The sequence below is a fragment of the Burkholderia diffusa genome, from assembly GCF_902499115.1.
Lineage (GTDB): Bacteria > Pseudomonadota > Gammaproteobacteria > Burkholderiales > Burkholderiaceae > Burkholderia > Burkholderia diffusa.
The window spans coordinates 142,367-166,408 of record NZ_CABVPN010000009.1 but is presented as its reverse complement, the minus strand read 5'-3'; the positions used below and the strand labels follow the sequence as shown (position 1 = coordinate 166,408).

General features: G+C 67.4%; 29 protein-coding genes and 1 riboswitch. Of the genes, 11 read left to right on the top strand and 18 right to left on the bottom strand.

What is annotated here, in order from left to right; genetic code table 11:
- Window positions 1–161 precede the first annotated feature (161 nt).
- From BTE28158_RS11420 to BTE28158_RS11405, 4 genes are all read right to left on the bottom strand, one after another.
- Window positions 162–938: a glucose 1-dehydrogenase gene (locus BTE28158_RS11420; RefSeq protein ID WP_151051025.1), complete on the bottom strand. Its 777-nt coding sequence runs from the start codon at window positions 936–938 to the stop codon at window positions 162–164.
- Between the two features lie 97 nt (window positions 939–1,035).
- Window positions 1,036–1,791 (bottom strand): SDR family NAD(P)-dependent oxidoreductase, encoded by a 756-nt coding sequence (locus BTE28158_RS11415; RefSeq protein WP_151051027.1) that lies wholly within the window; start codon window positions 1,789–1,791, stop codon window positions 1,036–1,038.
- Window positions 1,792–1,800: 9 nt separating this feature from the next.
- Entirely contained in the window at window positions 1,801–2,667 is an 867-nt protein-coding gene (locus BTE28158_RS11410) for an SDR family NAD(P)-dependent oxidoreductase (RefSeq protein ID WP_059600490.1), read from the bottom strand.
- A 51-nt stretch (window positions 2,668–2,718) separates the two neighbouring features.
- A complete protein-coding gene (locus tag BTE28158_RS11405) occupies window positions 2,719–3,219 on the bottom strand; it encodes a nuclear transport factor 2 family protein (RefSeq protein ID WP_059600491.1) in 501 nt (166 codons plus the stop codon).
- A 210-nt stretch (window positions 3,220–3,429) separates the two neighbouring features.
- Between BTE28158_RS11405 and BTE28158_RS11400 the strand changes: the two genes are divergently transcribed.
- Together BTE28158_RS11400 and BTE28158_RS11395 are read left to right on the top strand one after the other, a co-directional pair.
- Entirely contained in the window at window positions 3,430–3,951 is a 522-nt protein-coding gene (locus tag BTE28158_RS11400) for a nuclear transport factor 2 family protein (protein WP_151051029.1), read from the top strand.
- A gap of 50 nt (window positions 3,952–4,001) precedes the next feature.
- Entirely contained in the window at window positions 4,002–4,718 is a 717-nt protein-coding gene (locus BTE28158_RS11395) for an EthD domain-containing protein (RefSeq protein WP_151051031.1), read from the top strand.
- Between the two features lie 53 nt (window positions 4,719–4,771).
- Here the strand turns inward: BTE28158_RS11395 and BTE28158_RS11390 are convergent, their stop codons facing one another.
- On the bottom strand, window positions 4,772–6,358 hold the full coding sequence (locus tag BTE28158_RS11390; protein WP_059600494.1) for an isocitrate lyase: 1,587 nt from the start codon (window positions 6,356–6,358) through the stop codon (window positions 4,772–4,774).
- A 412-nt stretch (window positions 6,359–6,770) separates the two neighbouring features.
- Here BTE28158_RS11390 and BTE28158_RS11385 point away from each other — a divergent pair, with 412 nt between their 5' ends.
- The 4 genes from BTE28158_RS11385 (at window position 6,771) to BTE28158_RS11370 (ending at window position 9,339) form a co-directional block, all read left to right on the top strand.
- Window positions 6,771–7,292 carry a YbaK/prolyl-tRNA synthetase associated domain-containing protein gene (locus BTE28158_RS11385; protein ID WP_151051033.1) on the top strand — a complete coding sequence of 174 codons (522 nt, stop codon included), beginning with the start codon at window positions 6,771–6,773 and terminating at the stop codon, window positions 7,290–7,292.
- Window positions 7,289–7,927, top strand: coding sequence for a helix-turn-helix transcriptional regulator (locus BTE28158_RS11380; RefSeq protein ID WP_151051035.1), 639 nt, complete (start codon window positions 7,289–7,291; stop codon window positions 7,925–7,927). Before BTE28158_RS11385 ends, BTE28158_RS11380 begins: the two co-directional genes overlap by 4 nt.
- A gap of 57 nt (window positions 7,928–7,984) precedes the next feature.
- The gene (locus BTE28158_RS11375) at window positions 7,985–8,959 is read left to right on the top strand and encodes a threo-3-hydroxy-L-aspartate ammonia-lyase (protein ID WP_151051036.1); all 975 of its coding nucleotides are present in this window, start codon (window positions 7,985–7,987) and stop codon (window positions 8,957–8,959) included.
- Between the two features lie 131 nt (window positions 8,960–9,090).
- Complete coding sequence (locus tag BTE28158_RS11370) at window positions 9,091–9,339, top strand: hypothetical protein (protein ID WP_151051038.1); 249 nt, start codon at window positions 9,091–9,093, stop codon at window positions 9,337–9,339.
- A gap of 46 nt (window positions 9,340–9,385) precedes the next feature.
- Here BTE28158_RS11370 and BTE28158_RS11365 read toward each other — a convergent pair whose 3' ends face one another.
- From BTE28158_RS11365 to BTE28158_RS11345, 5 genes are read right to left on the bottom strand one after another with little or no spacing between them, the layout of a single operon-like run.
- Window positions 9,386–10,210 carry an SDR family NAD(P)-dependent oxidoreductase gene (locus BTE28158_RS11365; protein ID WP_151051040.1) on the bottom strand — a complete coding sequence of 275 codons (825 nt, stop codon included), beginning with the start codon at window positions 10,208–10,210 and terminating at the stop codon, window positions 9,386–9,388.
- 1 nt (window position 10,211) lies between these two features.
- A complete protein-coding gene (locus tag BTE28158_RS11360; RefSeq protein ID WP_151051042.1) occupies window positions 10,212–11,087 on the bottom strand; it encodes an SDR family NAD(P)-dependent oxidoreductase in 876 nt (291 codons plus the stop codon).
- Window positions 11,088–11,130: 43 nt separating this feature from the next.
- Window positions 11,131–12,123, bottom strand: coding sequence for an NADP-dependent oxidoreductase (locus BTE28158_RS11355; protein ID WP_174919866.1), 993 nt, complete (start codon window positions 12,121–12,123; stop codon window positions 11,131–11,133).
- A gap of 54 nt (window positions 12,124–12,177) precedes the next feature.
- Window positions 12,178–12,810, bottom strand: coding sequence for a Dabb family protein (locus BTE28158_RS11350; RefSeq protein WP_151049431.1), 633 nt, complete (start codon window positions 12,808–12,810; stop codon window positions 12,178–12,180).
- A complete protein-coding gene (locus BTE28158_RS11345; protein ID WP_059679445.1) occupies window positions 12,800–13,144 on the bottom strand; it encodes a hypothetical protein in 345 nt (114 codons plus the stop codon). The genes BTE28158_RS11350 and BTE28158_RS11345 overlap by 11 nt, the downstream gene beginning before the upstream one ends.
- Window positions 13,145–13,313: 169 nt before the next feature.
- Between BTE28158_RS11345 and BTE28158_RS11340 the strand changes: the two genes are divergently transcribed.
- Entirely contained in the window at window positions 13,314–14,357 is a 1,044-nt protein-coding gene (locus BTE28158_RS11340; RefSeq protein ID WP_151049432.1) for a helix-turn-helix domain-containing protein, read from the top strand.
- Between the two features lie 108 nt (window positions 14,358–14,465).
- A riboswitch (cobalamin riboswitch) is annotated at window positions 14,466–14,658 on the top strand.
- A gap of 319 nt (window positions 14,659–14,977) precedes the next feature.
- On the top strand, window positions 14,978–16,906 hold the full coding sequence (locus BTE28158_RS11335) for a TonB-dependent receptor domain-containing protein (protein WP_151049433.1): 1,929 nt from the start codon (window positions 14,978–14,980) through the stop codon (window positions 16,904–16,906).
- 34 nt (window positions 16,907–16,940) lie between these two features.
- Here BTE28158_RS11335 and BTE28158_RS11330 read toward each other — a convergent pair whose 3' ends face one another.
- The gene (locus BTE28158_RS11330; RefSeq protein ID WP_124622783.1) at window positions 16,941–17,576 is read right to left on the bottom strand and encodes a LysE family translocator; all 636 of its coding nucleotides are present in this window, start codon (window positions 17,574–17,576) and stop codon (window positions 16,941–16,943) included.
- Between the two features lie 114 nt (window positions 17,577–17,690).
- On the opposite strand from BTE28158_RS11330, the gene BTE28158_RS11325 reads away from it, so the two are divergent.
- Window positions 17,691–18,152 carry an Lrp/AsnC family transcriptional regulator gene (locus BTE28158_RS11325; RefSeq protein ID WP_124900883.1) on the top strand — a complete coding sequence of 154 codons (462 nt, stop codon included), beginning with the start codon at window positions 17,691–17,693 and terminating at the stop codon, window positions 18,150–18,152.
- A gap of 63 nt (window positions 18,153–18,215) precedes the next feature.
- Complete coding sequence (locus BTE28158_RS11320; protein ID WP_151049435.1) at window positions 18,216–18,626, top strand: VOC family protein; 411 nt, start codon at window positions 18,216–18,218, stop codon at window positions 18,624–18,626.
- 53 nt (window positions 18,627–18,679) lie between these two features.
- On the opposite strand, the gene BTE28158_RS11315 is transcribed toward BTE28158_RS11320, so the two are convergent.
- Genes BTE28158_RS11315 through BTE28158_RS11305 form a run of 3 tightly spaced genes read right to left on the bottom strand, consistent with a single transcriptional unit; the run spans window position 18,680 to window position 20,499 of the window.
- Window positions 18,680–19,027, bottom strand: coding sequence for a copper-binding protein (locus tag BTE28158_RS11315; RefSeq protein ID WP_151049437.1), 348 nt, complete (start codon window positions 19,025–19,027; stop codon window positions 18,680–18,682).
- A gap of 39 nt (window positions 19,028–19,066) precedes the next feature.
- Entirely contained in the window at window positions 19,067–19,858 is a 792-nt protein-coding gene (locus BTE28158_RS11310) for a DUF2182 domain-containing protein (RefSeq protein ID WP_151049439.1), read from the bottom strand.
- Entirely contained in the window at window positions 19,855–20,499 is a 645-nt protein-coding gene (locus BTE28158_RS11305; RefSeq protein WP_151049441.1) for a DUF1326 domain-containing protein, read from the bottom strand. The genes BTE28158_RS11310 and BTE28158_RS11305 overlap by 4 nt, the downstream gene beginning before the upstream one ends.
- Before the next feature lie 343 nt (window positions 20,500–20,842).
- Here BTE28158_RS11305 and BTE28158_RS11300 point away from each other — a divergent pair, with 343 nt between their 5' ends.
- Window positions 20,843–22,006 (top strand): MFS transporter, encoded by a 1,164-nt coding sequence (locus tag BTE28158_RS11300; RefSeq protein ID WP_151049443.1) that lies wholly within the window; start codon window positions 20,843–20,845, stop codon window positions 22,004–22,006.
- Window positions 22,007–22,029: 23 nt separating this feature from the next.
- On the opposite strand, the gene BTE28158_RS11295 is transcribed toward BTE28158_RS11300, so the two are convergent.
- Genes BTE28158_RS11295 through BTE28158_RS11280 form a run of 4 tightly spaced genes read right to left on the bottom strand, consistent with a single transcriptional unit; the run spans window position 22,030 to window position 24,037 of the window.
- The gene (locus BTE28158_RS11295) at window positions 22,030–22,278 is read right to left on the bottom strand and encodes a hypothetical protein (RefSeq protein WP_059600512.1); all 249 of its coding nucleotides are present in this window, start codon (window positions 22,276–22,278) and stop codon (window positions 22,030–22,032) included.
- A 37-nt stretch (window positions 22,279–22,315) separates the two neighbouring features.
- Window positions 22,316–22,537, bottom strand: a complete 222-nt coding sequence (locus BTE28158_RS11290) for a hypothetical protein (protein ID WP_151049445.1) — start codon at window positions 22,535–22,537, stop codon at window positions 22,316–22,318.
- Between the two features lie 3 nt (window positions 22,538–22,540).
- Entirely contained in the window at window positions 22,541–23,071 is a 531-nt protein-coding gene (locus BTE28158_RS11285) for an acyltransferase (RefSeq protein WP_151049447.1), read from the bottom strand.
- Window positions 23,072–23,074: 3 nt separating this feature from the next.
- Entirely contained in the window at window positions 23,075–24,037 is a 963-nt protein-coding gene (locus BTE28158_RS11280) for an electron transfer flavoprotein subunit alpha/FixB family protein (RefSeq protein ID WP_151049449.1), read from the bottom strand.
- Between the last annotated feature and the right edge of the window lie 5 nt (window positions 24,038–24,042).

Genomic DNA, 24,042 nt, shown 5'->3' with positions numbered 1-24,042 from the left:
CCTGCAAGGGTTTCGCGAAAACGGAAAAATCGCGCGACATGCTCGCATGCGATGCACGCGAACATGTCGCGGCGCAGATTCGCGTTTTCGCTACTCAGGCAAACCCTGAATTAGGTTGCGTACACAAACATCCATCGCGCATGCGTTGTGTGCGCTACCGCTCAAAACGGCGCGCCCGGCAATCCGGGGTAATACGCGCCTGCCGCCATCCCGCCGTCGACGGACAGTTCGGCGCCGTTGCAGTACGACGCTTCGTCGCTCGCGAGAAACAGCGTCGCACGCGCGATTTCGTCAGGCAAGCCGACGCGCTGCAGCGGCACGTGCGTGTAGTGCTTGTTGATCTCGTCGAGCGGCGCGCCGGCCGGGTTCGACATCGCGGTGTTGACGCCACCGGGATGAATCGAATTTACGCGCACGCCCTGGTGGCCGAGTTCGAGCGCCGCCACCTTCGTCAACCCGCGCACGCCCCATTTGCTCGATACGTAGGCGGCCAGCGCGTTCACGCCGCGCAGCCCGTCCACCGACGAGATGTTGACGATCGATCCGCTCTTCTGCGCGATCATGCGCGGCGCGATCGTGCGGATGCCGACGAACGTGCCGACGAGATTGATCGATACCGCGCGCTCGAAATCACGTTTCGACAATTCGGTGATCGCACCGAACATCAGCACGGCCGCGTTGTTCACGAGCACGTCGATGCGGCCGAACTGCTCGACGGTCGCATCGGCGACGCGCGCCCAGTTCTGTTCGTCGCTCACGTCGAGGCGCATGAAGCGTGCCGCGTCGCCGAGTTCGCGCGCCAGCGCCTCGCCTTCCGCGTCGAGCACGTCACCGATCACGACGCGCGCGCCCTCCGCGACGAACAGCCTGCATGTCGCCGCGCCCATCCCGCGCGCGCCGCCCGTGACGATCGCCACCTTCCCTTCCAGTCGACCCATGTCGTTTTCTCCTCGATGCTTTCCGATTCCGGTTTGCCGGCCGCGACGCGCTGCGACGCGCATCGGTGCCGGCCCTTGATGTGCGTCGCGTTCGCCGTCAGCCCCAATACGCCTGCCCGCCGTCGAGCGGCAGGGTGGCGCCCGTCAGGTACGCGGCGTCGCGGCTCGCGAGAAACACGATCGCGCGCCCGATGTCCTGCTCGCAGTCGCCCACGCGGCCGAGCGGGATCGTGCGGAAGAACGCCGCCGCTTCGTCCGGGTTCGCGTCGATCCAGCCCTTCAGCCCCGGCGACAGCGCATGCGGCGCGACCGCGTTCACGCGAATGCCGTCGGCGCCCCATTCGCATGCGGCAGCACGCGTGAGCGCGCGAATCGCTTCCTTGGTCGCCGCGTAGGCCCCATAGCCCGACGCGTCCCAGCGCACCGCGGCCGACGACGCGAAATTGACGATCACGCCATCCCCCTTCAGATGCGGATGGCACGCGCGCATCATTCGCAGCGTCGCGATCGGCCCCGACTCGAGGCCCGCGAGAAAATCCTTGTCGGTCACGTCGAGCAGGCGGCCGAGCGGCACGACCTGCGCGTTGTTGACCAGGATCTGCACGCCGCGAAACCGCTCGACGACGGCATCGACGCACCGCGCGATCTGCGCGGCGTCCATCACGTCGCACACGAACGGCTCCGCGATACCGCCGCGCGCGCGGATCGCATCGCAAGTCGCGACCAGCTTGTCGCGCGTGCGGCCGACCACGGCCACCTGCGCGCCTTCGCCCGCGAGCGCGTGCGCAATGCCTTGCCCGACGCCCTGCCCCGCGCCCGTCACGAGCGCGACCTTGCCTTCGAGGATGCCCATGTGCGCTCCTTAAGCGACGATCGCCGGATGAGCCTGCACGGGCCCGCCAAGCAGTTCGCGATACGACGGCGGCTGCTTGCCGTCGAGATCCGCGATGCCATACTGCAGCGCGGCTTCCGCGCCGACCAGCACCTGCCCCGACAACGCCATGCGCTGCGGATCGGCGTGGATCGCATGGATCACGCGGCCGGTGAATTCCGGGCTTTCGGCGACGAGCGAGAACTCCTTGTAGAGGTCCGGATGCTCGTCCCACACGCGCGTCGTGCGCTCGGTTCGCAGCGGCCCCATCCAGATCGACACGGCCGCGACGTCGAACGGTTTCAGGTCGACGGCCATGTCCTTCGCGAACTTGTCGACGCCGGACTTCTGCGCGCCGTACGCGGCGCCGTGCATGTAGCAGCTCGCGCCGAACGACGACGTGAACGCGATCAGCCCGCTGCGGCGCTTCGCCATCAGCGGCGCGGCGTGCCAGCTCGCGACGTACGCCGAGCGCAGCCCGACGTCGAGGATGTTCACGAGGTCGAGCGACTTCTCCCAGAACGGACCTGGCAGGATCAGCTGGTCGTGCAGATAGGTCGCATTGTTGACGAGGATGTCGAGTCGCCCGCTGTCGCGTTCGACGCGCTCGAACAGCGCCTTCACCTGTGCGTCGTCCGCGTGGTCGCACGCGACGGCGATCCCGCGGCCGCCGAGCGCGTCGATTTCGCGCGCGGTTTCGTGGATCGTGCCGGGCAGCGGCGCGTCGCCTTCGTTCTGCGAGCGCCCCGTCACATAGACCGTCATACCGGCCGCGCCGAGCGCGCGCGCGATGCCCTTGCCGGCACCGCGCGACGCGCCCGTCACGACGGCGACGGGCGCCTCGTTGTTCTGTGCCATGTTCGATGTCTCCTGGGGAATGTTTTCAACCTGAGTGGGTCGTGCGCGTCGTCACGCGGCAGGCGGCTGCGCGCCGGCGAACAGCACGCCCGGCGCATCGCCGTCATAGCGGGCGGACAACGTCGACGTGACGACGCAGCGGGTGGCCGCGATCTTCCATTCGCCGTCGACCTTCCGGTATTCGTCGTCGTAGGTCGCGCCGAGCTGCGTGAGCGTGCGCGCGTTGGTGTCGAGCATCTGGTAATGCAGGCCCCACGTGCCGCGCGCATGCGTGTCGTCGAGCACGGTGATGTCGGGATTCACGCCGTGGTGCATCTCGACGATGTGCGGATGGCAGCCGAGCCGCTCGAACACGTCGACGAGCGCATCGCGGTGGTCGAACGTACCGATTCGGCCGTAGTCGATGTGCACCGCGCCGGGCGCGAAGCAGTCGCGCATCCCCTGCGGATCCTTCCGGTCGCAGCACGTGAAGTAGCGCGCCTTCAGGCGGCGGATCGCGTCGGCGTCCTCCAGCCTGCGCACGCGCGCTTCCATTCGTTCGATCGGGGTCATGCCGTCTCCTTGGTCTCGTGTGCGCGGATCGAAGCCGCGTCGACGCCACGTTACAGGCGCACGGGAGGCCGGCCATCACCTGTTTGGATGAACCCCGATGTCGCGTATCGGCGAACTTGAACGCAGCTCCCGCGGCGTTCGTCCGAACAGACGATGTGACGCAGGCGGCTTCATTCCTACCATCGGATGACACCACCACGAGACACGGCGATGGACGAGACGACCCGCACGCTCCACGAGTACGAGCAGATCCGCCAGCTGAAGTACCGGTATTTCCGCGCGGTCGATACACACGACTGGTCGCTGCTCGCGCAATGCCTGACCGAGGACTGCGAGGCGCGCCTGTACGGCGGCCACTATGCGTACGACGGCCGCGACGCATTCGTGTCCAGCCTGCGCGAACTGCTCGGCAAGCCGACCTTCCTGACGATGCATCACGGCCACCACCCCGAGCTCACGCTGGTGTCCGCCGATCATGCGTGCGGCGTGTGGTTTCTCGAGGATCATGCGATCAATCTAGAGGACAACTACCTGCTGCACGGCACCGCGTTCTACGACGACCAGTACGTGAAGCGCGACGGCGTGTGGCGTATTCACGCGACGCGTCACGAGCGCCTGTTCGAAACCGTCACGTCGCCGATTCCGCCGTCGTTCACGCTGACCGCCAACCGCTTCGCACCGGGCGCGCAGGACGCGGCCGGTTCGACCGATCCGGCCGTCAACGCTTCCTGAAACCCGGCGGCAGCGCCGCCGACCTCGTCATCCCCTTTGGAGCCGGAGCAATGGAGAAAGTCATTTATGTATTGTGGCGCGATGCGCAGGCCGCGCCCGAACAATGGAGCCGCAGCGTGCGCGCGCAGCTCGCCGACAAGCTGCTGTCGCTAGGCGCGCACGGCGTGCAGGCCAACGTTGCCGACGCCGATGTCGCGCCGGCCGCCGGCCTGAAGCAGACCAACACGCACCCGGGCATCGACGGCATCGTCGCGGTGTGGATCGACAGCGCGAACCCGATGTTCCGCCAGCCGTTCGACGACGCGGTGCGCGCGATCGTCCCGCACATGGCCGCGTATCTCGTCACGGAATCGCAGCCGATTCCGAACACGCGCTTTCCGGCGCGGCCCGGCGAGCGCACGAGCGGCTTCTCGCAGCTCGCGTTCCTGAAGCGCCCGCCGCGCCTCACGCATGAAGCATGGCTCGACGTATGGCACGGCCATCACACGCGCGTCGCGATCGACACGCAGGACAACTTCCTGTACGTGCAGAACGTGGTCGTGCGCGCGCTCACGCATGCGGCGCCCGGCTACGACGCGATCGTCGAGGAATGCTTCCCGGCCGCCGCGATGACCGATCCGTACGCGTTCTTCGATGCAGTCGGCGACGAGGAGAAATTCCAGCGCAACGTCGGGGAGATGATGGACAGCTGCGGACGCTTCATCGATTTCGACAAGATCGACGTGGTGCCGACGAGCCAATACGTCGTGAAGGCCGTGCGCGGATAAAAAAAACGCCAACCCGTCATGAACGGGTTGGCGTCGTGCCGCGGGTATGACGATTACGAGAACTGGTTCATCGTGTTGTCCTTGCCCGCTGCCTTCAGCGCTGCGTCGCCGCTGAAGTATTCCTTGTGGTCGTCGCCGATATCCGAGCCGGACATGTTCTGGTGCTTGACGCACGCGATGCCCTGACGGATTTCCTTACGCTGCACGCCCGCCACGTAACCGAGCATGCCCTGTTCGCCGAAGTATTCCTTCGCGAGGTTGTCGGTCGACAGCGCGGCCGTGTGGTACGTCGGCAGCGTGATCAGGTGGTGGAAGATGCCTGCTTCACGCGATGCATCGGCCTGGAACGTACGGATCTTCTCGTCGGCGAGCTTGGCCAGTTCGGTCTCGTCGTACTCGACGCTCATCAACTGCGCACGGTCGTATGCCGACACGTCCTTGCCCTCTGCCTTCATTGCGTCGTACACCTGCTGACGGAAGTTCAGCGTCCAGTTGAACGACGGGCTGTTGTTGTACACCAGCTTCGCGTTCGGGATGACCTTGCGGATTTCGCTGACCATGCCGCCGATCTGCGCGATGTGCGGTTTTTCGGTTTCGATCCACAGCAGGTCGGCGCCGTTCTGCAGCGACGTGATGCAGTCGAGCACGCAACGCGCTTCGCCCGTGCCGGCGCGGAACTGGAACAGGTTGCTCGGCAGGCGCTTCGGACGCAGCAGCTTGCCGTCGCGCTTGATGACGACGTCACCGTTGCCCAGCTGGTCGGCCGACAGCTCTTCGCAGTCGAGGAACGCGTTGTACTTGTCGCCCAGGTCGCCCGGCTCGTTGGTCACGGCGATCTGCTTGGTCAGGCCCGCGCCGAGCGAGTCGGTACGGGCGACGATGATGCCGTCGTCCACGCCCAGTTCCAGGAACGCGTAGCGGATCGCGCGGATCTTCGCGAGGAAGTCCTCGTGCGGCACGGTGACCTTGCCGTCCTGGTGGCCGCACTGCTTCTCGTCGGACACCTGGTTTTCGATCTGGATGCAGCACGCGCCCGCTTCGATGAACTGCTTGGCCAGCAGGTACGTTGCTTCGGCGTTGCCGAAGCCGGCGTCGATGTCGGCGATGATCGGCACGACGTGCGTCACGTGGTTGTCGATCTTTTCCTGGATGGCGGCCTTGGCAGCGGCGTCCTTGGCAGCATCCAGCTCGCGGAACAGGCCGCCGAGTTCACGTGCGTCGGCCTGGCGCAGGAACGTGTACAGCTCGCGGATCAGCGCGCTGACCGACGTCTTTTCGTGCATCGACTGGTCCGGCAGCGGGCCGAACTCCGAGCGCAGCGCGGCGACCATCCAGCCCGACAGGTACAGGTAGCGGCGTTCGGTGCTGTTGAAGTGCTTCTTGATCGAGATCATCTTCTGCTGGCCGATGAAGCCGTGCCAGCAACCCAGCGACTGCGTGTACTTGGACGGATCGGCATCGTACGCGGCCATGTCGGCGCGCATGATCTTCGCGGTGTACTTCGCGATGTCGAGGCCCGTCTTGAACTTGTTCTGGGCACGCATGCGGGCGGCATACTCGGGATTGATGGCATTCCACGCGCTGCCGTGGTTTTCCTTCAAGCCAGCCACTGCCTTGATGTCGTCTTGATATTGGGACATGTCAATCTCCTGGGAACGAAGCGCATTTGAGTAAAGGGTTCAGCTTGCCCGCTCCGTATGACGAAGCGAACTGCATGGACTCAATAGTAACGCCGTCCGATGCGCTTTCGGCGAAGTCTTATATAAGACATAAGATATAAATTTTGCTTGTTTTTCAATGAGATAAGCAGTGCGTTTTGCGATGCAAAACCGGTTTTCAAGCGGCGAGACGGCGGCGCGGCGGGAATTCCGCACGCATTCCGCGATATGAAACGGCCTTTCGGCAGTTGGTGGGAGGCCAAACATGGCGATCCCTGTTTCGGGTCTTTGCCATGCACATGACAAAACGTCTATACTTGGACAATTCATCGACGGCAAACCGAGGCACGCCGTCCCCCGCGTACCGTGATGCGCCCCTCCTGCCCGGATCGACATGAGCGACTATCCCGTTTTTGACGCGCTGTGCGAGCTGCTGAACACCTCCGGTGCGCGGTTCCGCGTGCTGGATCACCCGGCCGAAGGCAAATCCGACGTGATCGCCGCGATTCGCGGCACGCGTCCCGAACAGGGCGCGAAGGCGATGCTCTGCTCGTTCAAGGACGGCGGCGACGTCACCGCGCTCGCGGTCATCCCCGGCCATCTGAAGATCGATTTCCGCAAGGTCGCCGACGCGGTCGGCCGCCGCAAGGCGACACTCGCGCCGCCCGAACTTGCCGCCACGGTCACGCGCTGCGTGATGGGCGCCGTGCCGCCGTTCGTGTTCGACGCGAACGTGACGCTCGTCGTCGACCCCGCACTGATCGAACTCAACGACGAAATCGCGTTCAACGCGGGCCGCCTCGACCGCTCGGTCGTGCTCGACGCGTCCGACTACGTGCGGATCGCCCGCCCGCTGCTGGCCGACATCACGCGGCCGGAAACGACCGACGCGCCCGCGCTCGAGGTCAAACCATGACCACGCCCCGCTCCAGGCCGCAGTCGGAACAGGCGTCGCTGATCGAGCAGGTGCTGCGCATCGCCGAAGGGCTCGGCGCGATGTTCGCGCCGTTCACCGAAGTCGTCGTGCACGACCTGCGCACGCCGAAGCACGCGATCCTCGCGATCCATAACAACCTGTCGGGTCGCGCGATCGGCGATCCGGCGACCGAACTCGGGCTCGCCCGCATCGAGGACGACGACTTCCCGCAGGTGCTCGCGAACTACGCGAACCGCTTCGCCGACGGCCGCACGGCGAAAAGCACGTCGATCGGCATCAAGGATTCGAACGGCCGCTATGTGGCCGCGCTGTGCCTGAACGCGGACGTCACACTGTTCCGCGGTTTCCAGGGGATGCTGAACCAGTTCTGCAGCACCGAAGGCGCGCCGGTCGCCGAGACGCTCGACCCGGCCGGCGCGGACGCGATCCGGCAGCGCATCGACGCGTTCGCGACGCGCCTCGCGACCACGCCGCGCGAACTGAAGACCGACCAGCGCCGCGAGCTGATGCAGACGCTGAAGGCCGACGGCTTCCTCGAGGTGCGCCGCGCGATGGAAATCGTGTCGCAGCATCTCGGCGTGTCGCGCGCCACCGTATACAACGATGCGAAATGATGCGTGAGGCGGATGCGCCCCGCTGACCTGTTGACCGACTCTTCCGACGAGCGACTCATGAACACTCCGACCCTCCCCACCTACGACGACGTCGCGGCCGCCGCGGCACGGCTCGACGGCCACGCGCACCGCACGCCCGTGATGACGTCGCGAACGATCGACGAAGCGCTCGGCGCGCAGGTGTTCTTCAAGTGCGAGAACCTGCAGCGCATGGGCGCGTTCAAGTTCCGCGGCGCGTTCAACGCGCTGTCGCGCTTCGACGCGACGCAGCGACGCAACGGCGTCGTCGCGTTCTCGTCCGGCAACCATGCACAGGCGATCGCGCTGTCGGCGCGCATCCTCGGCATCCCGGCGACGATCGTGATGCCGCAGGACGCGCCGGCCGCGAAGATGGCCGCGACGCGCGGCTACGGCGGCAACGTCGTGACCTACGACCGCTATACCGAGGACCGCGAGCAGATCGGCCGCGCGCTCGCGGAGAAGCACGGGCTCACGCTGGTGCCGCCGTACGACCACGCGGACGTGATCGCGGGCCAGGGCACGGCGGCGAAGGAACTGTTCGACGAGGTCGGGCCGCTCGACGCGGTGTTCACGCCGCTCGGTGGCGGCGGCCTGCTGTCGGGCACGGCGCTCGCGACGCGCGCGCTGTCGCCGCACGCGAAGCTGTACGGCGTCGAGCCGGAAGCGGGCAACGACGGACAGCAATCGTTCCGGTCCGGGTCGATCGTCCATATCGACACGCCGCGCACGATCGCCGACGGCGCGCAGACGCAGCACCTCGGCAACCTGACGTTCCCGATCCTGCGGCGCGACGTCGACGACATCCTGACCGCGACCGACGCGGAACTGGTCGACTGCATGCGCTTCTTCGCGACCCGTATGAAGATTGTCGTCGAGCCGACCGGCTGCCTGTCGCTCGCGGCCGCGCGCCGGATGAAGGACGAACTGAAAGGCAAGCGCGTCGGCATCGTGATCAGCGGCGGCAACGTCGATCTCGAGAACTTCTGCGCGCTGGTCGCCGCATCCGCGTGATGCGTCGCGGCGCGCGGATGACCGCATGAACATCCCGTCATCCGCACGCCGCCGCTCCTTCACGTCGCGTTAAGTTTCGCGCCCTACACTGAATGCGTTGTCCCGCAGTCAGTCGTGAAGAAGGAGTCGCCATGAACACGCACGCGATCGTCGCCGCCGCCCTCGCGGCAGCATCCCTCACGGCGTTCGCGCAACCGAGCGCGACGTCATCCGGTTTTTCCGCCACTTCGCCGCACGACCCGGTCGCGCAGGCCGCCCACCGTTCGCCCGCCGCGCTGCCGCACGCCGGCTTCGTGCTCGCGAAGATCGATCAGAACAATACGCCACCCGACCGCGGCGGCGAACCCAGCGGCCGCACGCACGCCGGCACGCATATGTAACCCGGCGTGAGCCGGCCGCGTCGGTCGGCCGGCCCGCGCCGTGACTTCACAACGACGGCAGCGACGGATCGCGCGCGGCGAGGATGTCCGCGGTGCGCCGCTGCAGCGCGCCGTCGATCGTCTCCGGCTGCGGAATCAGCCAGTAACGCCCGTCGCGAATGCCGTCGAACGCCCGCGCCGCAAATGCGTCGGGCGTGAGCCCGTGCGCGTTCAGCATCGCGCGCATCGTGTCGACGAAGCCCTGCACCTCGGGCCGGTCGTGCGCGGCGCCGAACGGGTCGTTGAAAATGCCCGTCTGCACCGGGCCCGGCGCGAGCAGCGACACGCCGACCGGCGCGCCGAGCATCTTGAGCTCGCCGTGCAGCGATTCGGTCAGCGCGACCACCGCGAATTTCGTCGCCGAGTAAGGCGACATCAACGGGCTCGGCAGGAACCCGCCGACCGACGCCGTATTGACGATGCGCGCGGGCACGTTGCGCTCGAGCATGCGCGGCACGAAGCTGCGGATCCCGTTCATCACGCCGTGCACGTTGATCGAGAAACTGCGCTCGAACCGTTCCGGCGTGATTTCCCAGCTGAAGCCGGTCGCCATCACGCCCGCGTTGTTGAACAGCAGGTCGACGCCGCCGAAGCGCTGCCATGCGGCGTCGGCCAGCGCATCGACGGCTTCAGGGCGGCTGACGTCCGTCGGCACGCACAGCACGTCGGTGTCGAGCGTCGCGGCGAACGCGTCGAGCTTTCCCCGGTCGAGATCGGCCAGCACCACGCGCATGCCTAGCCCGGCGGCGTGGCGCGCGAGCCCGCTGCCGATACCGCTGGCCGCGCCGGTGATCACGGCGGTACCGCCGTCGAAGCGAATCGAAGTCGTCATGTCAATGTCCTGTCGGGTCGATGCGCGGATGCGCGTATGCGGGAATCACGGGTGGCGGCAACGGCGTGCGGCCGTCGAGCGAGCGCACCGCGAGCCCCTGCGACAGCGGGAAATGCAGGCTGTGCGTGACGAGGCCCGTGCGCTCGCTTGCCGGCAGGCTGCACAGCGCGAGCGCGGTTTCCGCGAAATACGCGACGTCCTCGGTCGGATAGCCTTCGGGGATGTAGCGGGCCGCGCCTGGCGTGCGGATCGCGGTGCTCGGCGCGACCAGGTTCACCGCGATGCCGTCGGCTTCGAGCTCGGCCGCGAGTCCTTGCGTGAAGCGCGACAGCGCGGCCTTGACCGCCGCATAGACGGTCGCGCCGCCCGCGCGCGAGAAATCGTCGAACGGCCGCAGCGGCGCGAGCGCCGTGACCGAGCCGACGTTCACGATCCAGCCGGCGCCGCGTGCGCGCATCAGCGGAATCGCTGCCTGGCTCAGCACGAACGGAATGCGCAGATAGTGCTCGATCGTCGTGTCGAACATCGCCATCGGCATCGCGTCGACGCGCGCGTAGTCGGCCACGCCCGCGCTGTTTACGAGGATGTCGAGGCCGCCGGCCGCCTTCGCCGCGCGCCCGACGAGCGCGTCGCGCTCGGCCGGGTTCGACAGGTCGGCCGCCAGTGCGATCGCGCGGCCGCCCGCCTGCTCGATCAGCGCGACCGTTTCGGCGAGCGTGCCGGCGGTCGTCGCGGATTGCGTGAGGCTGCGCGCCGTCACGACGACGGTCGCGCCTTCCGACGCGAGGCGCTGCGCGATCGCGCGGCCGATGCCGCGGCTCGCGCCGGTCACGAGCGCGCATTTGTCCGCAAGCGTCGCGGTTCGGGTGTCGGTCATGATGTCTCCGGTAAAAGGGGTGTCATGTGCGGGCCGTTCTGCGTCAGCCCGCGATATCCGCAACGTGCAACACGAACTTGGTTTTCGCGTCGCCCGTTTGAACGAGATCGAGTGCGTGCGCCGCCTGTTCGAGCGGAAAGCGCTCGAAGCGTGGCACGCGTAGCGCGCCACGGCCGAGCCGTTCCGCGATCGCTGCCAGCGTGGCGCCGCTCGGCATCCGGCTGTACGTCATCGCGGTGCGCAGGCCGCGCTTCGCGGCTTCGGCGCCCGTCGCGGCCAGTCGCTCCGCGTCGCCGGCCGCGAGCGTCATGATGTTGACGAGCGTGCCGCCCGGTGCCAGCAGGTCGAGTGCATCGGCCAGTGTGGCGCCGCCGACCGCGTCGAGCACCAGATCGACGCCGCCGGGCGCCCACGCCCGCACGGCCTTAGCGATGTCCTGTGCGCGATAGTCGATGCTCGCCGCCGCGCCGAGCGCCTCGACGCTCGCGCGGTTGCGGGCCGAGCACGTCGCCGCGACGCGCGCGCCCGCCTGCGCGGCAAGCTGGATCGCGAACGTGCCGACCGCGCCCGCGCCGCCGTGCACCAGCACGGTCTGCCCGTCACGCAGCCCGCCGTCGTCGAACAGGCCGGCCCACGCCGCCAGCGCGGGGGTCGGCGTGGCCGCCGCTTCCGCGAAGCCGACCGTGTCGGGCAGGCGCACGACCGAGTCGTGCCGCACCGCGACGTATTCCGCATACGCGCCCCAGCGCCCCGCGCCGACGTCGGTCTGCGCGAACACGCGCATCCCGGGCGCGAATCCTTCCACGCCATCGCCGACCGCCTCGACCACACCGGCCGCGTCGAAGCCGATCACGAACGGAAACGTGATCCGCATGAACGCGCCGAGATAGCCTTCGCGGCATTTCCAGTCGGCAGGATTGACGCCCGCGTACGCGACGCGGATCAGCACGTCGCCGGGGCCCGGCCTCGGTGCCGGAACGTCGGCCATTCGCAGCGCGTCGGAATGACCGATGCGGTCGATCAGCAAGGCTCGCACGGTGGTGTCTCCAGGGTTGTCGTTTGCATGGCGGCGGGTCGCGTGCGCCGCGCGTCACGCCGCCGTGTCGGCCAGCAGGCTCGACGCGAGCGGACAGAACGCGTGCGCGATCGCATCGACCGTCCAGTCGGGGCTTTCGGCGTCGAAGCGGCGGTCGACCCAGCCCCAGTGATACGGATGCAGCAGGTACTCGCCGAGCAGATCGCCGACGTGCGCGAATTCCTGTTGCCAGACGTGGGTCCACGCACCCGGCGTCACGATCCTGCTCAGCCGCCAGTTACGGATGCCGGGCATGTACGCGGGCATGCGCAGCAACTCGCGCTCGAGGTCGCGTACCTGGGCTTCGTCGGCCTCCGGCCGCACGCGCAACATCAGCGTGCGCCATACGCCGTCGCGCAGCGCCGGCTCGCGCAGGCCGCCGCCGATCGCCCGGCATGCGGCGCCGTCGATCCGCACGACGCCCGGTATGCGGGCCAGCGCGGTGAAGCCCGGCGCGTGGTCGGTCGCCCGTTCGTCGCGCAGCACGTCGAGCGTGTAGTCGCCCGCGTTCCAGCAGCCTTCCAGATTGCGTGCCAGCGCAACGCGGGTCGCGCCGGGCAGCGCATGCGCGGCGTCGCGTAATGCACGCTCGACCGCGCCGGCATCGTCGGTCGCCGAAACGAATATCTGCGCCGTGTCATGCCGCATGGTCGACCTCCGTCAGTGCAGGCAGCGGTGCATCCGCGTCCGTCATCACATGGCGGCGGCGGGCGTCGCACAGCGCATCGATGGCCGTCCAGAACGCAACGACGTCACCGTCGGTCAGCGCGCGCATCCGGTAGTACGCCGGCGCATCGGCAACCTGCCACGTCAGCCACAGCGTGCTCGGCTGCCCCGGCACCGCGACGGGCGGCGACACCCAGCGGCCGGCCGCCGTCAGTCCGCGCGCCGCGTGGCCCGGCAAATAACGGTCGCGCAGCAGCGCCAGCACGTCGGGAATGCGTTCGGGTGCGAGGGTGATTTCGTCTACGATCTGGATCATTCGCGGGTCGTCTCGGTTCGTTCGTGGCGCAATGCGATGCCGGCCGCCTACGCCGTTCCGGCGAGGCCGGAAGCGGCCGGCGTGGATAACATTCTTGCGTGGCGACGGCCGGCGAACCCCTACCGGCCCGCTCACCCGCCCCTGTCGCAACGCTCAGATCGGCAGAGATATGAAACAACGCGCATTGCCGGCACGCGGTCGCATGCTGCCGGGCCTCGGCGACCGCCTGCGGGACGAGTTGACGCGCAGCGGCGCACCGCCAGTGGAACGACCGGCGACGTCGGCCGCGGACGTCGCGTCGACGACGCCAGGCGGCTTCGTCGCGCTGTACCGCGACGCCATCGAGCGACTCGAGGCGCAGGTCGCGCGCGGCAACGGCCACCCGCCGATGCGCAAGCAGGAAGTCGACCTGATGTGCCGCTGCCTGCTCAGTTGCACGACGCTCGGCGACGCGATCCGCTGCGCGGCCGAGTTCTGCGAGATGCTGACGCCGCGCGCCGGTGCGCTGTCGCTCGCGGTGCGTGACGCTCGCGCGACGTTCCGGATGGATTCGCTGCGCCGCACGCGCAGCCCGGCCGCGTGCCTCGTCGACCTGACGGGCCTGTTCTGCTATCTGCAACTGTTCGGCTGGCTCATCGGGCAGCCGCTGCGGCCGGACGAAGTCTGGCTCGGCCATCAGCGCCGCGACGACGCGATGCCGCTGCTCGGGCTGTTCAATGCGCCGGTCGACGTCGGCCGCAAAACCTATGGCTTCGCATTCGACGCCGCGCGGCTCGATGCCCGCGTGATCCGCCAGCCGGGCGAACTGGCCACGTTCCTCGTCGATTTTCCGTTTAGTCTGATCGATGCGGCGCCGGCCGTCGTGTCATGGGCGCAGCAGGTACGCGGTTTTCTCGACGCGGCGCTCGCGCGCGAGCAGGCGCTGCCCACGCTCGCCGAACTGGCGAGATGGCTCGGCGTCAGCGAGGCGACGTTGCGACGGCGGCTGGCTGCCGAAGGCCGCGGCTATCACGCGTTGCACGAGCAGTGTCTCGCCGACGTCGCACGGCGCTGCCTGCGCGAGTCGGACTGGCCGGTCGCGCGAATCGCCGCGCATCTCGGGTTCGGCGGCGAGGAAGCATTCCGGCGGGCGTTCGTGCGATGGACGGGTGTCGCGCCGAGCCGGTTCCGGCGCGATTGCCGCGCGGCCAGCGCCCCATTTCATCAGATGTAAAGTGGCCGGCGTGTCTCGCAAGAATGGATTTGGAAAAAATCCGGCGATCACTGACGTTTTTTCGCATCCCTGCGCGCTTCGCCAATTGACGCGCCGGAGCGCTCGCCATTACGCTTGCGCGCTGATGGTTCCCGGAGACGGGATGAAAAGGGAACGCAGAAGAGGCAGCGCCTCGAATCTGCGGCTGCCCCCGCAACTGTGAGCGGCGAATCCGCACTACTCCACGCCACTGGGAAACCGGGAAGGCCGGTGCGAATAGCGACCCGCGAGCCAGGAGACCTGCCATCGACCCGAGGTCCAAGCAGCCGCGCCGGGCGGGGTGTCCCGGAGCGCCAGGCGCCACCTTTGGCGGTCGCCCCGTTGCATGGACGGCCCGACCTCAGGACCCTTCAGATGTCCAGTCTTTCCGCCTCCGCTTCCTCGCCGGAAGCGTCGTGCCGTCGCGCCAGCCAGCCATGGGCGCGGCGTGTGCGCACGCGTGCGCCGTGCCGTGTCGTCCGAACCTCGCGACGACCGCCCACGCTCCCCGGTCTCGCGATAGACCAACACGAACCCGGGCGGTACGCACCGCCACCCGCTTACGCTCGCCGTACCTGCAACACGATCACGTTCATTGCCTCATGAATCTTCGCCACCTTCTCGCCACGTCCGCCGCCACGGCGCTGTTCGCCCCGATCGCCCATGCCGCAGGCGACGCGGCGCTCCCGCAGCCGCCCCGACCCGCCGAAGCCGCCGACCTGCCGACGATCAGCGTGACCGACACACGGCACCTGCCCGAATCGTTCGACCAGCGCTATGCGACGACGCAGGTGCTCACGCGCGCCGATCTCGATCGGCTGTCGCCGAGCGACCCGAGCATCACGCAGGCGCTCGCGACGCTGCCGGGCGTGACCGTCTCGCAAAACGGCGGCCCCGGCTCGTCCGCGTCCGTGAGCATCCGCGGCTCGTCCGCCAACCAGGTCGCGGTGTTCATCGACGGCATCCGGATCGGCTCGCCGACGACCGGCATCGCACCGTGGGCCGACCTGCCGACCGACGCGTTCGAACGCGTCGAGGTGATCTCGGGGCCGGCCGCCGCATCGTTCGGCGCGAATGCGATGGGCGGCGTCGTGCAACTGTTCACGCGCCGCGCCGCCGGCCAGCCGAACCAGACGACCGTGTCGTTCGGTGGCGGCTCGAACAAGACCTTCGACACGCAGTTGCGCACGTCGGGCACCGTGCCGTCGACGGGGCCGCTCGCCGCGCTCGGCGGCCTCACCTACACGCTCGGCCTGCACGACTACAACACGGCCGGCATCGACGCGACGCGACCGTTCGCGTACGGGCACGAGGCCGGCCGCAATCCATATCATGCGCAGGACCTCGATGCGCGACTCGGCTACGCGCGCGACAACTGGTCGATCTCGACGTTCGCGCTGTATCACCGCTCCGACCTGTCCTATGACAACGCCGGCTTTGCGAATCGCGAGCTCGATCACCAGCTGACGACCGGCATTGCGTTTCATCTCGACATCACGCCCGACACCCAGTTCGACCAGTCGTTCGGTTATGCGAACGACCGCCAGTTCCTGTATGCGAGCGACCCGACGATCCCGACCGACCAGATCAACTCGCAGCGCATCAGTTCGTCGACGTCGCTGACCCACCAGGAGCATGGCTTCCGACTGTTCGGCCTGCCGCTGTCGGGCGAGACGAAGGTTGCGTACGACTTCACGCGCGAACAGGCATTCCTGCCGGTCGACGTGCCCGACGGCGTGCCCACGCGCAACGACTCCGCGTTCTCGCTGCATCAGTCGGCGACGCTCGGCAGCGTGACGATGTTCGTCGCGGGGCGGCACGAGATCATCGCCGGGAAGGCCGTCAACACCGGCAATGCCGCGCTGTCGTGGGCCATCACGCCGGTCTATACGGCCCGCGTGTCCTACGGCAACGCGTTCCGCCTTCCCTCGTTCAACGACTTGTACTACCCGGGCTACGGCAATCCGGACCTGAACCCGGAACGCAGCGATTCGGTCGAGGCCGCGCTCGACGCGAACACGGCGTACGGCACGTTCAGCGCCGCGATCTACGACACGCGCATCAACAACCTGATCGCGTACAACCCCGCGACGCGCTCGCCGATGAACATTGGTCGCTCGCATATCCGCGGCATCGACCTGTCGTACAAGGGCACGATCGGCCGCCATACGCCAGTGAGCATCGCGATCGGTTTCCTGAATCCCCAGGACGAAACCAACGACAGCTGGCTCAACCGCCGGCCGCGCCAGACGGTCAGCGTCAACGTCGACCACACGTGGGACGAATTCCACCTGCATGCACTGAGCACGGGCGCGTCGCTGAACTACGGCGGCACGACGTTCGACGACCCGGCCAACACGACGTATCTGCCGTCGTACCTGACCGTGAACCTGCGCGCGTCGTACAGGATCAATTCGCACCTGACGGTGTCGGCGACGCTGTCGAACCTGTTCGACCGTCAGTACATGACCGCGTACGGCTACAACACGCTCGGCCGCACCGCGTTCGGCAAGGTCAGCTACACGTTCTGACCGCGCGCGCGGTGTGTCGATGCCGCGATTCGCGTCATGACCAGACGACGCCGTGCATGCCCGCGATCAACTGGATCGCACCGAACACCGCGATCACGGCTGCGGATACGCGCGACAGCCCGCGCATGAACGTCAGCGGCATCTTCGTGCGCAACGCGGCGGTCGCGCTGCTCAGGCACAGCCACCACGTCGCGGATCCGAGGAACACGCCCGCGACCATCAAGGTCACGGGCGGCCCCATCGCGCCTTCATGCGTGCCCGCCAGCGGGCCGAGCGCCGCGAAGATCCCGACGAACGACAGGATCGTCATCGGGTTCGACAGCGTGAGGCCGAAGGTCGTCAGGAAATCGCGAAGCACGGTCGCGCGCGGCACGTCGTGCACCGCAGACGCGGCCGGCGCCTGCCGCGCGATGGACCAGGCCAACCACACGAGGAACGCGCCGCCGACGATTTTCAGCGTGACGGTCAGCATCGGAAACGCAGTGACGATGCCGGCGACGCCCAGCGCCCCGAGCAGCCCGTAGATCGCGTCGGCGCACGCGGCGCCGATGCCCGTCGCGAACCCCGCGTGAAAGCCGCGGCTCAGACTGCGCTGAATGCAGAGCATGCCGATCGGGCCGACCGGCACCGCGATCGACAACCCCATCACGACGGACTTGATGAACAGCATGGCCGGCTCCTCGCGACATGCAATGACATGAACCGCATCGTAGGGAAAGTCCGGTCGCCGCTGAAGGCGGTTTTTAAGGAAAAATGAGCCTTTCACCTTAAAAACTCCGCCGCGATGGATGAACTCGACTGGAAGATACTCGCGCTGCTGCAGGCCAACGGCCGCATCAGCTACACGGAACTGGCGCGCCAGGTTCACCTGTCGGTGCCGGCGGTCACGGAACGCGTGAAGCGCCTCGAGTCGGCGGGCGTGATCGACGGCTACACGGCGCGGGTCAATCCGGCCGCGGCCGGCTACCCGGTGAGCGCGCTGATCGGCATCACGGTGCAGCAGCCGGCGAAGGCGAAATTCCTGAAGCTGCTGGAGACGATTCCCGAAGTGGTCGAGTGCCATCACGTGACCGGCGCGGATTCCTACGTGATGCGCTTCGTCGCCGTCAGCATGGCGCACCTCGAGCAACTGATCGAGCGCATCAACCTCTACGGCGAAACGCGCACGTCGATCGTGATGTCGACGCCACTGCCGGCGCGCGGGCTCGCGCGCCCGGCAGCGGCGGTCAAAGGCATTCGGGGGTGACACGACACCCCGCGTTGCGCGATGCTGTGCGGTGCGCACCTTGCTCGAACCGGACAACCTGCCATGTCAGTCATCGGACTCAATCATTACAACCTGCGCGCGGATCGTGCCACGCTCGATACGCTGCGCGACTTCTATGTGAACGTCGTGGGCCTCCAGCCAGGCTACCGACCGCCGTTCCAGAGCAACGGCTACTGGCTCTACGCGGGGGCGCAGGCGATCCTCCACCTGTCGGAAGCGCGGCCCGGCGAGGTTCGGCCGCCGCACGTCGTCAACACGTTCGACCATATGGCATTTTCATGCGAGAACGCCGCCGACATGGAACGGCGCCTGGCCGACGCGCAGGTCCGGTACTCACGCACGTACGTGCCGCTCACGCGCCAGCTGCAGCTGTTTTTCACCGACCCGGCCGGCAATGGCATCGAGTTGAATTTTGCCGAAGCCGGCGGCGATTCCGGTGACGGACCGGGTTAGCGCCGGCGACCGGCCCGTGACGGTCGCCAGGCAAGCGGTCGCTTGCGCGACCGTTACTGCCGTTGCACGAGCTTCACGATCGTCAGCGTGCCCCCCAAGCGCTCGACCCGGACCTTGATCTTGTCGCCCACGTGCAGCGACTCGATCATCGCCGGGTCGCCGGCCTTGAACGCCATCGTCATCGGCGCCATCCCGACGTTCTCGAGGGCGCCGTGCTTCAGTGTCACCATGCCGTGCGCGGCATCGATCCGTTTCACTTCGGCATCGGTCAACGCCGAATCCGGCGCCGACATCTTCATGTCGCCCATGTTCATGTCGGGCATGCTCCCGCCCGCACGCACCGGCGTCGCAACGACGGCCATCGCGCCGAGAACGGTGACGGCGAGGTATCGGATTTTCATCGGGACACTCCGTTGTTCCGCCAATGACGAACGCGCCCGCTACACCAGCAACGTCGCAACCGCCCACGCGATCAGCACGACGCCCAGTGCGCGGCCAACGCGCTCGCCGCCCGGCAGCACCTTTTCGACGAGCACGAACAGCGACAACGCGACGATCCACACGACGTTCATCACGCCGCCGACGAACAGCAGCGCCATCAACAGCCAGCAGCAGCCCACGCAATACGCGCCGTGCCGCACGCCGAGCAGGAAGCTGCCCGTGAGTCCCGGGCGCCCGTACGTCGTGAGAAACCGGACCGGCGACCGACATTGCCGTAGGCACGCCTGTTTCAGCGGCGAGAATTGATAGGCGCCGGCCAGCGCGAGGACGATCGCGGACAATACGGCGCTCTTCGACCACAGCATCATTCCGGAGATCAGGCCGGCGGGCTGCAGCAGCGTCTGCAGCACGGCCGCGGCGACCGAAAACGCGAACCACGCGGCCAGATAGCCCGCCAGCAGGAACGCCGACGTCAAAGCCGCCCCGGCTCCTTGCGCACCGTGATGCCGCAGCACCCGCCGGTACAACAGTGCGAGCGGCGCCGCGCTGGGCGTCATCATCGCGATCATCATCACCCACCACATCAGGACCACGGTCGCAAGCGACGGATCCATGGTCCCCATGTCGTCGGCCAGCCGATGCGGGAACAACGCCACCGCCGTCATGTCCAGCGCCGACATGCCGGTACCCGCGCCCGTCCACAGGTAGACCCAGCACGCGCCGACGAGCGCGGTCATGCCAAGCAGCGTGACGACGCGCTCGCGCCCGAGAAAATCGCCGACGGGGATCATGCCGCGACGCGATGCCGGATCAGCCCGTGGTTGTTCAGGTGCAGCCGCGCGAACTGGGCGTAGCTCCGCTCGAGATTCAGCTCGATGTGGCCATGCGACCGGCCGGTGCCCGAACCGATCTCGGCCAGCTCGTATTCGAAGCCGTGCGGCAGGTCGATCCGCGCGCGATGCTCCGCGCCCGTCACCGGATTGCGGATCGGTTCGCCGACGATGTCGAACACGCCCTCGACGCCGATCCGGCCGCGCCGCGCATCGACATCGACGTCGAAATCGATCTTCGCGAAGATCGGATCGTATGCGTGCTCGAGCGTCGACGCGAACACGGAGAACATCGTCGCGAACGGATCGGTATCCTGACCGGTCATGATCTTCAGCACGGCCTCGCACTGCGCGGGACTCGCGCGCTCGTCGACGATCGGCTGGCACCGTCCGTGGCCTTCGTGAATCGGCCCCGGCCACTGGAACACGACCGCGATCCGGACGCCATCGAGCACGACGTCGCCGTAGTGGCCGCTGTCGATCGAAATCGCACCCATCGCTTCGCAGTTGCCGTGCGTCGGCAACGAATTGAACTGGCAGGGGCAACCGTATGAACAATTGCAGTTCATCAGTTCGGTCCCCTGAATTTCCCATGGCGTCATGGCTTCACCTCGTGCGTTCGGTGGCAAGTAATGCTTCGAATCTAGTGCAGCGCACAGGGGAAAGCAAAGGACGCGCGAGACGCGCGAACGAGCGAAGAAAACGCCGTGAGCGGCGGCGTGCAACGACGCTGATCCGACGAATTCAGCGTCGCCGTGCGGCGCCTGCGACGCGGGCCGCACCGCACGAAACGGCGCGTCCGGCGCACCATGATCAAGCCATGTCCGGCATAAACCGACGGCACGATCCCGTCATCGCAAATGCGGGCATCCCGCATCGGTCCTGGTCCATACTGTCTCGCAATCGACGATTTCCTGACCGTCTCTGCCGCCCCGGATGGCTGTCATGCGCGTTCAAACTGCGTTGCTCTTTCTCGTCGGCACCCTGCTCACCGCGGGCGGTTACGGCGCAACCTTCCTGCTATCGATGCGCTTTCGCGCGATTGGCGGCAGCGATCTCGATACCGGAGCCGCACTGGCCGCCGCGACCGTCGGCACCTTCGCCGGTCTGGCGGTGGTCGGCTGGTTCTCGCGGCAGATCGGCGCCGCGCGAATCGCCGCGCTGTCGTCGCTGTGCATCGGCGCCGGCATCGTCGGCTTCGCACTCGTCGGGCGCGCGCCGGCGGCCGATTTGCCGTCCGGCTTCCTGGTCGGCTTCGGCTGGGGCGCGTTTCATCTGGCCGCGCCGATGTCGCTTGCCGAGCGCACGAGCGGCGCCACCCGAAACGTGTGGTTCTTCCGTTCGGCGACCTTCCAGATGACGGGGATCGGCATGTCCCCCGCGTTCTCGGCGTATGCGATGCGCCTGCTCCACTGGTCGATCGACGACACGCTTTATGCGGTCGGCGCGCTGTGCGCGATCGCGTCGCTGATGTTCGAGGCGTTCGGTCGCCTGTGTCCGCACCCGCCCGCCGCTGCGTCCGGTGGCCGCTGGGTGCGCGAACTCCGGGCCATCTCGCGCACGCGCGCGGCCGCGCCGATCGCGATGATCGCACTCGGCACCTGCGTGTTTTCCGGCCTGATGACGTTCCAGATGTCGCTCATGCAAGGCACGCAGGCGCGTGCCGGCACATTCTTCAGCCTTTACACGATGACGGTGCTGAGTGCGCGCTGGCTGCTCGGGAAATGGGTTAGGATGGCGCGCCCCGAAACCGCGACCAAGGGGTTGCTCATGATGATGATGCTCGGTGCGCTCGCCATGTTCGGCGCCGCCGAGCATGCATCGCTACAGTCCGTCGTGGCCGTGCTGCTCGGCGCCGGCTACGGGCTCATGTATCCGGTCATCCAGGCGCAGGCGCTCCACGATTGCGCGGATACGCAACGGCACGGCGTGCTGACGTGGTTCGTCGCGTCGTATTTCATCGGCACGTTCGGCTTTCCGTCGGTCGGCGGCTGGGTGATGGTGCACGCCGGCAAGGGCGCGTTGCTGATGCTCATCGCGAGCTGCGGTCTCGTGGCGCTGTCGCTCGCGTTCCTGCACGACCGGCCCGCGCCGGTGCGCACTCGATAGGCGGCTGCGGGACGCCCGCTCGGTCAGCCAGGCTTCCTCGGCGCACGTGCGATGGCGAACCACCCCATCATCGCGCCCGCGACCCACGCGCAGGTCAGCAGCAGGTCGAGGTCCATCATTCCTTCGAAATTGGCACTGTTCTCGAAGCTGCAATGCCGGCTGCCGAGGAACGCGATGCAACCGCTCGCGACCCACTGGACGTGCATGAATACGTGATAGACGGCGAAAGCCGAAGCGATGATGGCGACGCGCAGGCGTAAGGTCGTTTTCATTCGGCGCCGGAGGCGGTGGGATGGTCTGACGCCGATCTTAAGACAACGACGCCGCATCAGGCAATCGATCCCGCGCGAACGTCACGACCGGCATGCACGACGGCCAATCGCCATCCGCACAAACCCCGAGAAGATCGATGGCACCATGCTGTCGGCACGGCGGCGTTCGGTGCTCGACGCACGCGGGTTTGCAGCATTCACGCCGCCCGACGACGGCTTTCTCGCCGGCAATCATCGCCGCCGGATCGATGACGCGCATCGCTTACGCGCCGTCGACCTGCCTGAGCGTCGCCAGGCAATCCACCGCGAGCCGCTGATAGACCCGCGTGCCATTCGCCTTCGCGTCGATCTCCGCGGCGCTCAGCCGCCGCACCACGCGCCCCGGCACGCCAGCGAGCAGCACGCCGCGCGGCACGTCGTAGCCGGCCTTCACGAACGCGCAGGCGGCAACGATCGTCGTCGCGCCGATCGTCGCGCCGTCCATCACGACCGCGTTCATCCCGACCATCGTGTCCGGTTCGAGCGTCGCGCCGTGCACGATCGCGCCATGCCCGATGTGGCTGTTCACGCCGAGCCGGCACGTCTCGCCGATGCCGACGTGCAGCACGCAGCCGTCCTGCACGTTGCTGCCTGCCTCGACGACGATCGCGCCGAAGTCGCCGCGCAGGCTCGCATGCGGGCCGATATAGCAGCCCGCGCCGATCGTCACGTCGCCGATCACGACCGCGCTCGGATGAACGTACGCAGACGGATCGACGCGGGGCCGCATGCCGTTGAATTCGAACAGCGGCATCGCTCAGAGCACCGCGGCCGCTTCGGGAACGAGCGTGAACAGGTCGCCGACGAGGCCGTAATCGGCCACGCTGAAGATCGGTGCTTCCGGATCCTTGTTGATCGCGACGATCACCTTCGAATCCTTCATGCCGGCCAGGTGCTGGATCGCACCCGAGATGCCGACCGCGATGTACAGCTGCGGTGCGACGATCTTGCCGGTCTGGCCGACCTGATAGTCGTTCGGCACGTAGCCGGCGTCGACTGCCGCGCGCGATGCGCCCAGCGCTGCCGACAGCTTGTCGGCCAGAGGCTCCAGCACCTTCGTGTAGTTTTCACCGCTGCCCAGACCACGGCCGCCCGACACGATGATGCTCGCCGACGTCAGCTCCGGACGATCCAGCTTCGTCACTTCACGGCTCACGAACTGCGATTTGCCTGCATCTGCCGCCGCTTCGATCTTCTCGACCGACGCGCTGCCGCCTTCCGCCGCCACCGGATCGAAACCCGTTGCACGCACCGTGATCACCTTGATCGGATCGCTCGACTGAACCGTCGCGATCGCGTTGCCTGCGTAGATCGGACGCGCGAACGTGTCGGCCGAATCGACCGCCGTGATGTCCGAAATCTGTGCGACGTCCAGCTTCGCGGCGATGCGCGGCGCGATGTTCTTGCCGTAGGCGGTTGCCGGCGCGAGGATGTGCGAGTAGTGCGCCGCGATGGCCAGCACCGTCGCTTCGATGTTTTCTGCGAGCCCGTCCGCAAGCTGCGGCGCGTCGGCCAGCAACACCTTCGACACGCCTGCAATCTTGGCTGCCGCATCGGCCGCGCCCTGCGCGTTGTGTCCCGCGACCAGCACGTGAACGTCGCCGCCGACGAATTTGCCAACCTCGGCAGCCGCCGCCACCGCATTCAACGTCGCGGCCTTGATCGGCGAAGCCCCGCCTGCCGATACCGCGTCGTGCTCGGCAATTACCAGAATCGTCATGTTCG

Coding starts and splice junctions, on each gene's coding strand:
- BTE28158_RS11420 (WP_151051025.1), bottom strand. CDS start 938: ATGGGTCGACTGGAAGGGAAGGTGGCGATCGTCACGGGCGGCGCGCGC.
- BTE28158_RS11415 (WP_151051027.1), bottom strand. CDS start 1,791: ATGGGCATCCTCGAAGGCAAGGTCGCGCTCGTGACGGGCGCGGGGCAG.
- BTE28158_RS11410 (WP_059600490.1), bottom strand. CDS start 2,667: ATGGCACAGAACAACGAGGCGCCCGTCGCCGTCGTGACGGGCGCGTCG.
- BTE28158_RS11405 (WP_059600491.1), bottom strand. CDS start 3,219: ATGACCCCGATCGAACGAATGGAAGCGCGCGTGCGCAGGCTGGAGGAC.
- BTE28158_RS11400 (WP_151051029.1), top strand. CDS start 3,430: ATGGACGAGACGACCCGCACGCTCCACGAGTACGAGCAGATCCGCCAG.
- BTE28158_RS11395 (WP_151051031.1), top strand. CDS start 4,002: ATGGAGAAAGTCATTTATGTATTGTGGCGCGATGCGCAGGCCGCGCCC.
- BTE28158_RS11390 (WP_059600494.1), bottom strand. CDS start 6,358: ATGTCCCAATATCAAGACGACATCAAGGCAGTGGCTGGCTTGAAGGAA.
- BTE28158_RS11385 (WP_151051033.1), top strand. CDS start 6,771: ATGAGCGACTATCCCGTTTTTGACGCGCTGTGCGAGCTGCTGAACACC.
- BTE28158_RS11380 (WP_151051035.1), top strand. CDS start 7,289: ATGACCACGCCCCGCTCCAGGCCGCAGTCGGAACAGGCGTCGCTGATC.
- BTE28158_RS11375 (WP_151051036.1), top strand. CDS start 7,985: ATGAACACTCCGACCCTCCCCACCTACGACGACGTCGCGGCCGCCGCG.
- BTE28158_RS11370 (WP_151051038.1), top strand. CDS start 9,091: ATGAACACGCACGCGATCGTCGCCGCCGCCCTCGCGGCAGCATCCCTC.
- BTE28158_RS11365 (WP_151051040.1), bottom strand. CDS start 10,210: ATGACGACTTCGATTCGCTTCGACGGCGGTACCGCCGTGATCACCGGC.
- BTE28158_RS11360 (WP_151051042.1), bottom strand. CDS start 11,087: ATGACCGACACCCGAACCGCGACGCTTGCGGACAAATGCGCGCTCGTG.
- BTE28158_RS11350 (WP_151049431.1), bottom strand. CDS start 12,810: ATGCGGCATGACACGGCGCAGATATTCGTTTCGGCGACCGACGATGCC.
- BTE28158_RS11345 (WP_059679445.1), bottom strand. CDS start 13,144: ATGATCCAGATCGTAGACGAAATCACCCTCGCACCCGAACGCATTCCC.
- BTE28158_RS11340 (WP_151049432.1), top strand. CDS start 13,314: ATGAAACAACGCGCATTGCCGGCACGCGGTCGCATGCTGCCGGGCCTC.
- BTE28158_RS11335 (WP_151049433.1), top strand. CDS start 14,978: ATGAATCTTCGCCACCTTCTCGCCACGTCCGCCGCCACGGCGCTGTTC.
- BTE28158_RS11330 (WP_124622783.1), bottom strand. CDS start 17,576: ATGCTGTTCATCAAGTCCGTCGTGATGGGGTTGTCGATCGCGGTGCCG.
- BTE28158_RS11325 (WP_124900883.1), top strand. CDS start 17,691: ATGGATGAACTCGACTGGAAGATACTCGCGCTGCTGCAGGCCAACGGC.
- BTE28158_RS11320 (WP_151049435.1), top strand. CDS start 18,216: ATGTCAGTCATCGGACTCAATCATTACAACCTGCGCGCGGATCGTGCC.
- BTE28158_RS11315 (WP_151049437.1), bottom strand. CDS start 19,027: ATGAAAATCCGATACCTCGCCGTCACCGTTCTCGGCGCGATGGCCGTC.
- BTE28158_RS11310 (WP_151049439.1), bottom strand. CDS start 19,858: ATGATCCCCGTCGGCGATTTTCTCGGGCGCGAGCGCGTCGTCACGCTG.
- BTE28158_RS11305 (WP_151049441.1), bottom strand. CDS start 20,499: ATGACGCCATGGGAAATTCAGGGGACCGAACTGATGAACTGCAATTGT.
- BTE28158_RS11300 (WP_151049443.1), top strand. CDS start 20,843: ATGCGCGTTCAAACTGCGTTGCTCTTTCTCGTCGGCACCCTGCTCACC.
- BTE28158_RS11295 (WP_059600512.1), bottom strand. CDS start 22,278: ATGAAAACGACCTTACGCCTGCGCGTCGCCATCATCGCTTCGGCTTTC.
- BTE28158_RS11290 (WP_151049445.1), bottom strand. CDS start 22,537: ATGCGCGTCATCGATCCGGCGGCGATGATTGCCGGCGAGAAAGCCGTC.
- BTE28158_RS11285 (WP_151049447.1), bottom strand. CDS start 23,071: ATGCCGCTGTTCGAATTCAACGGCATGCGGCCCCGCGTCGATCCGTCT.
- BTE28158_RS11280 (WP_151049449.1), bottom strand. CDS start 24,037: ATGACGATTCTGGTAATTGCCGAGCACGACGCGGTATCGGCAGGCGGG.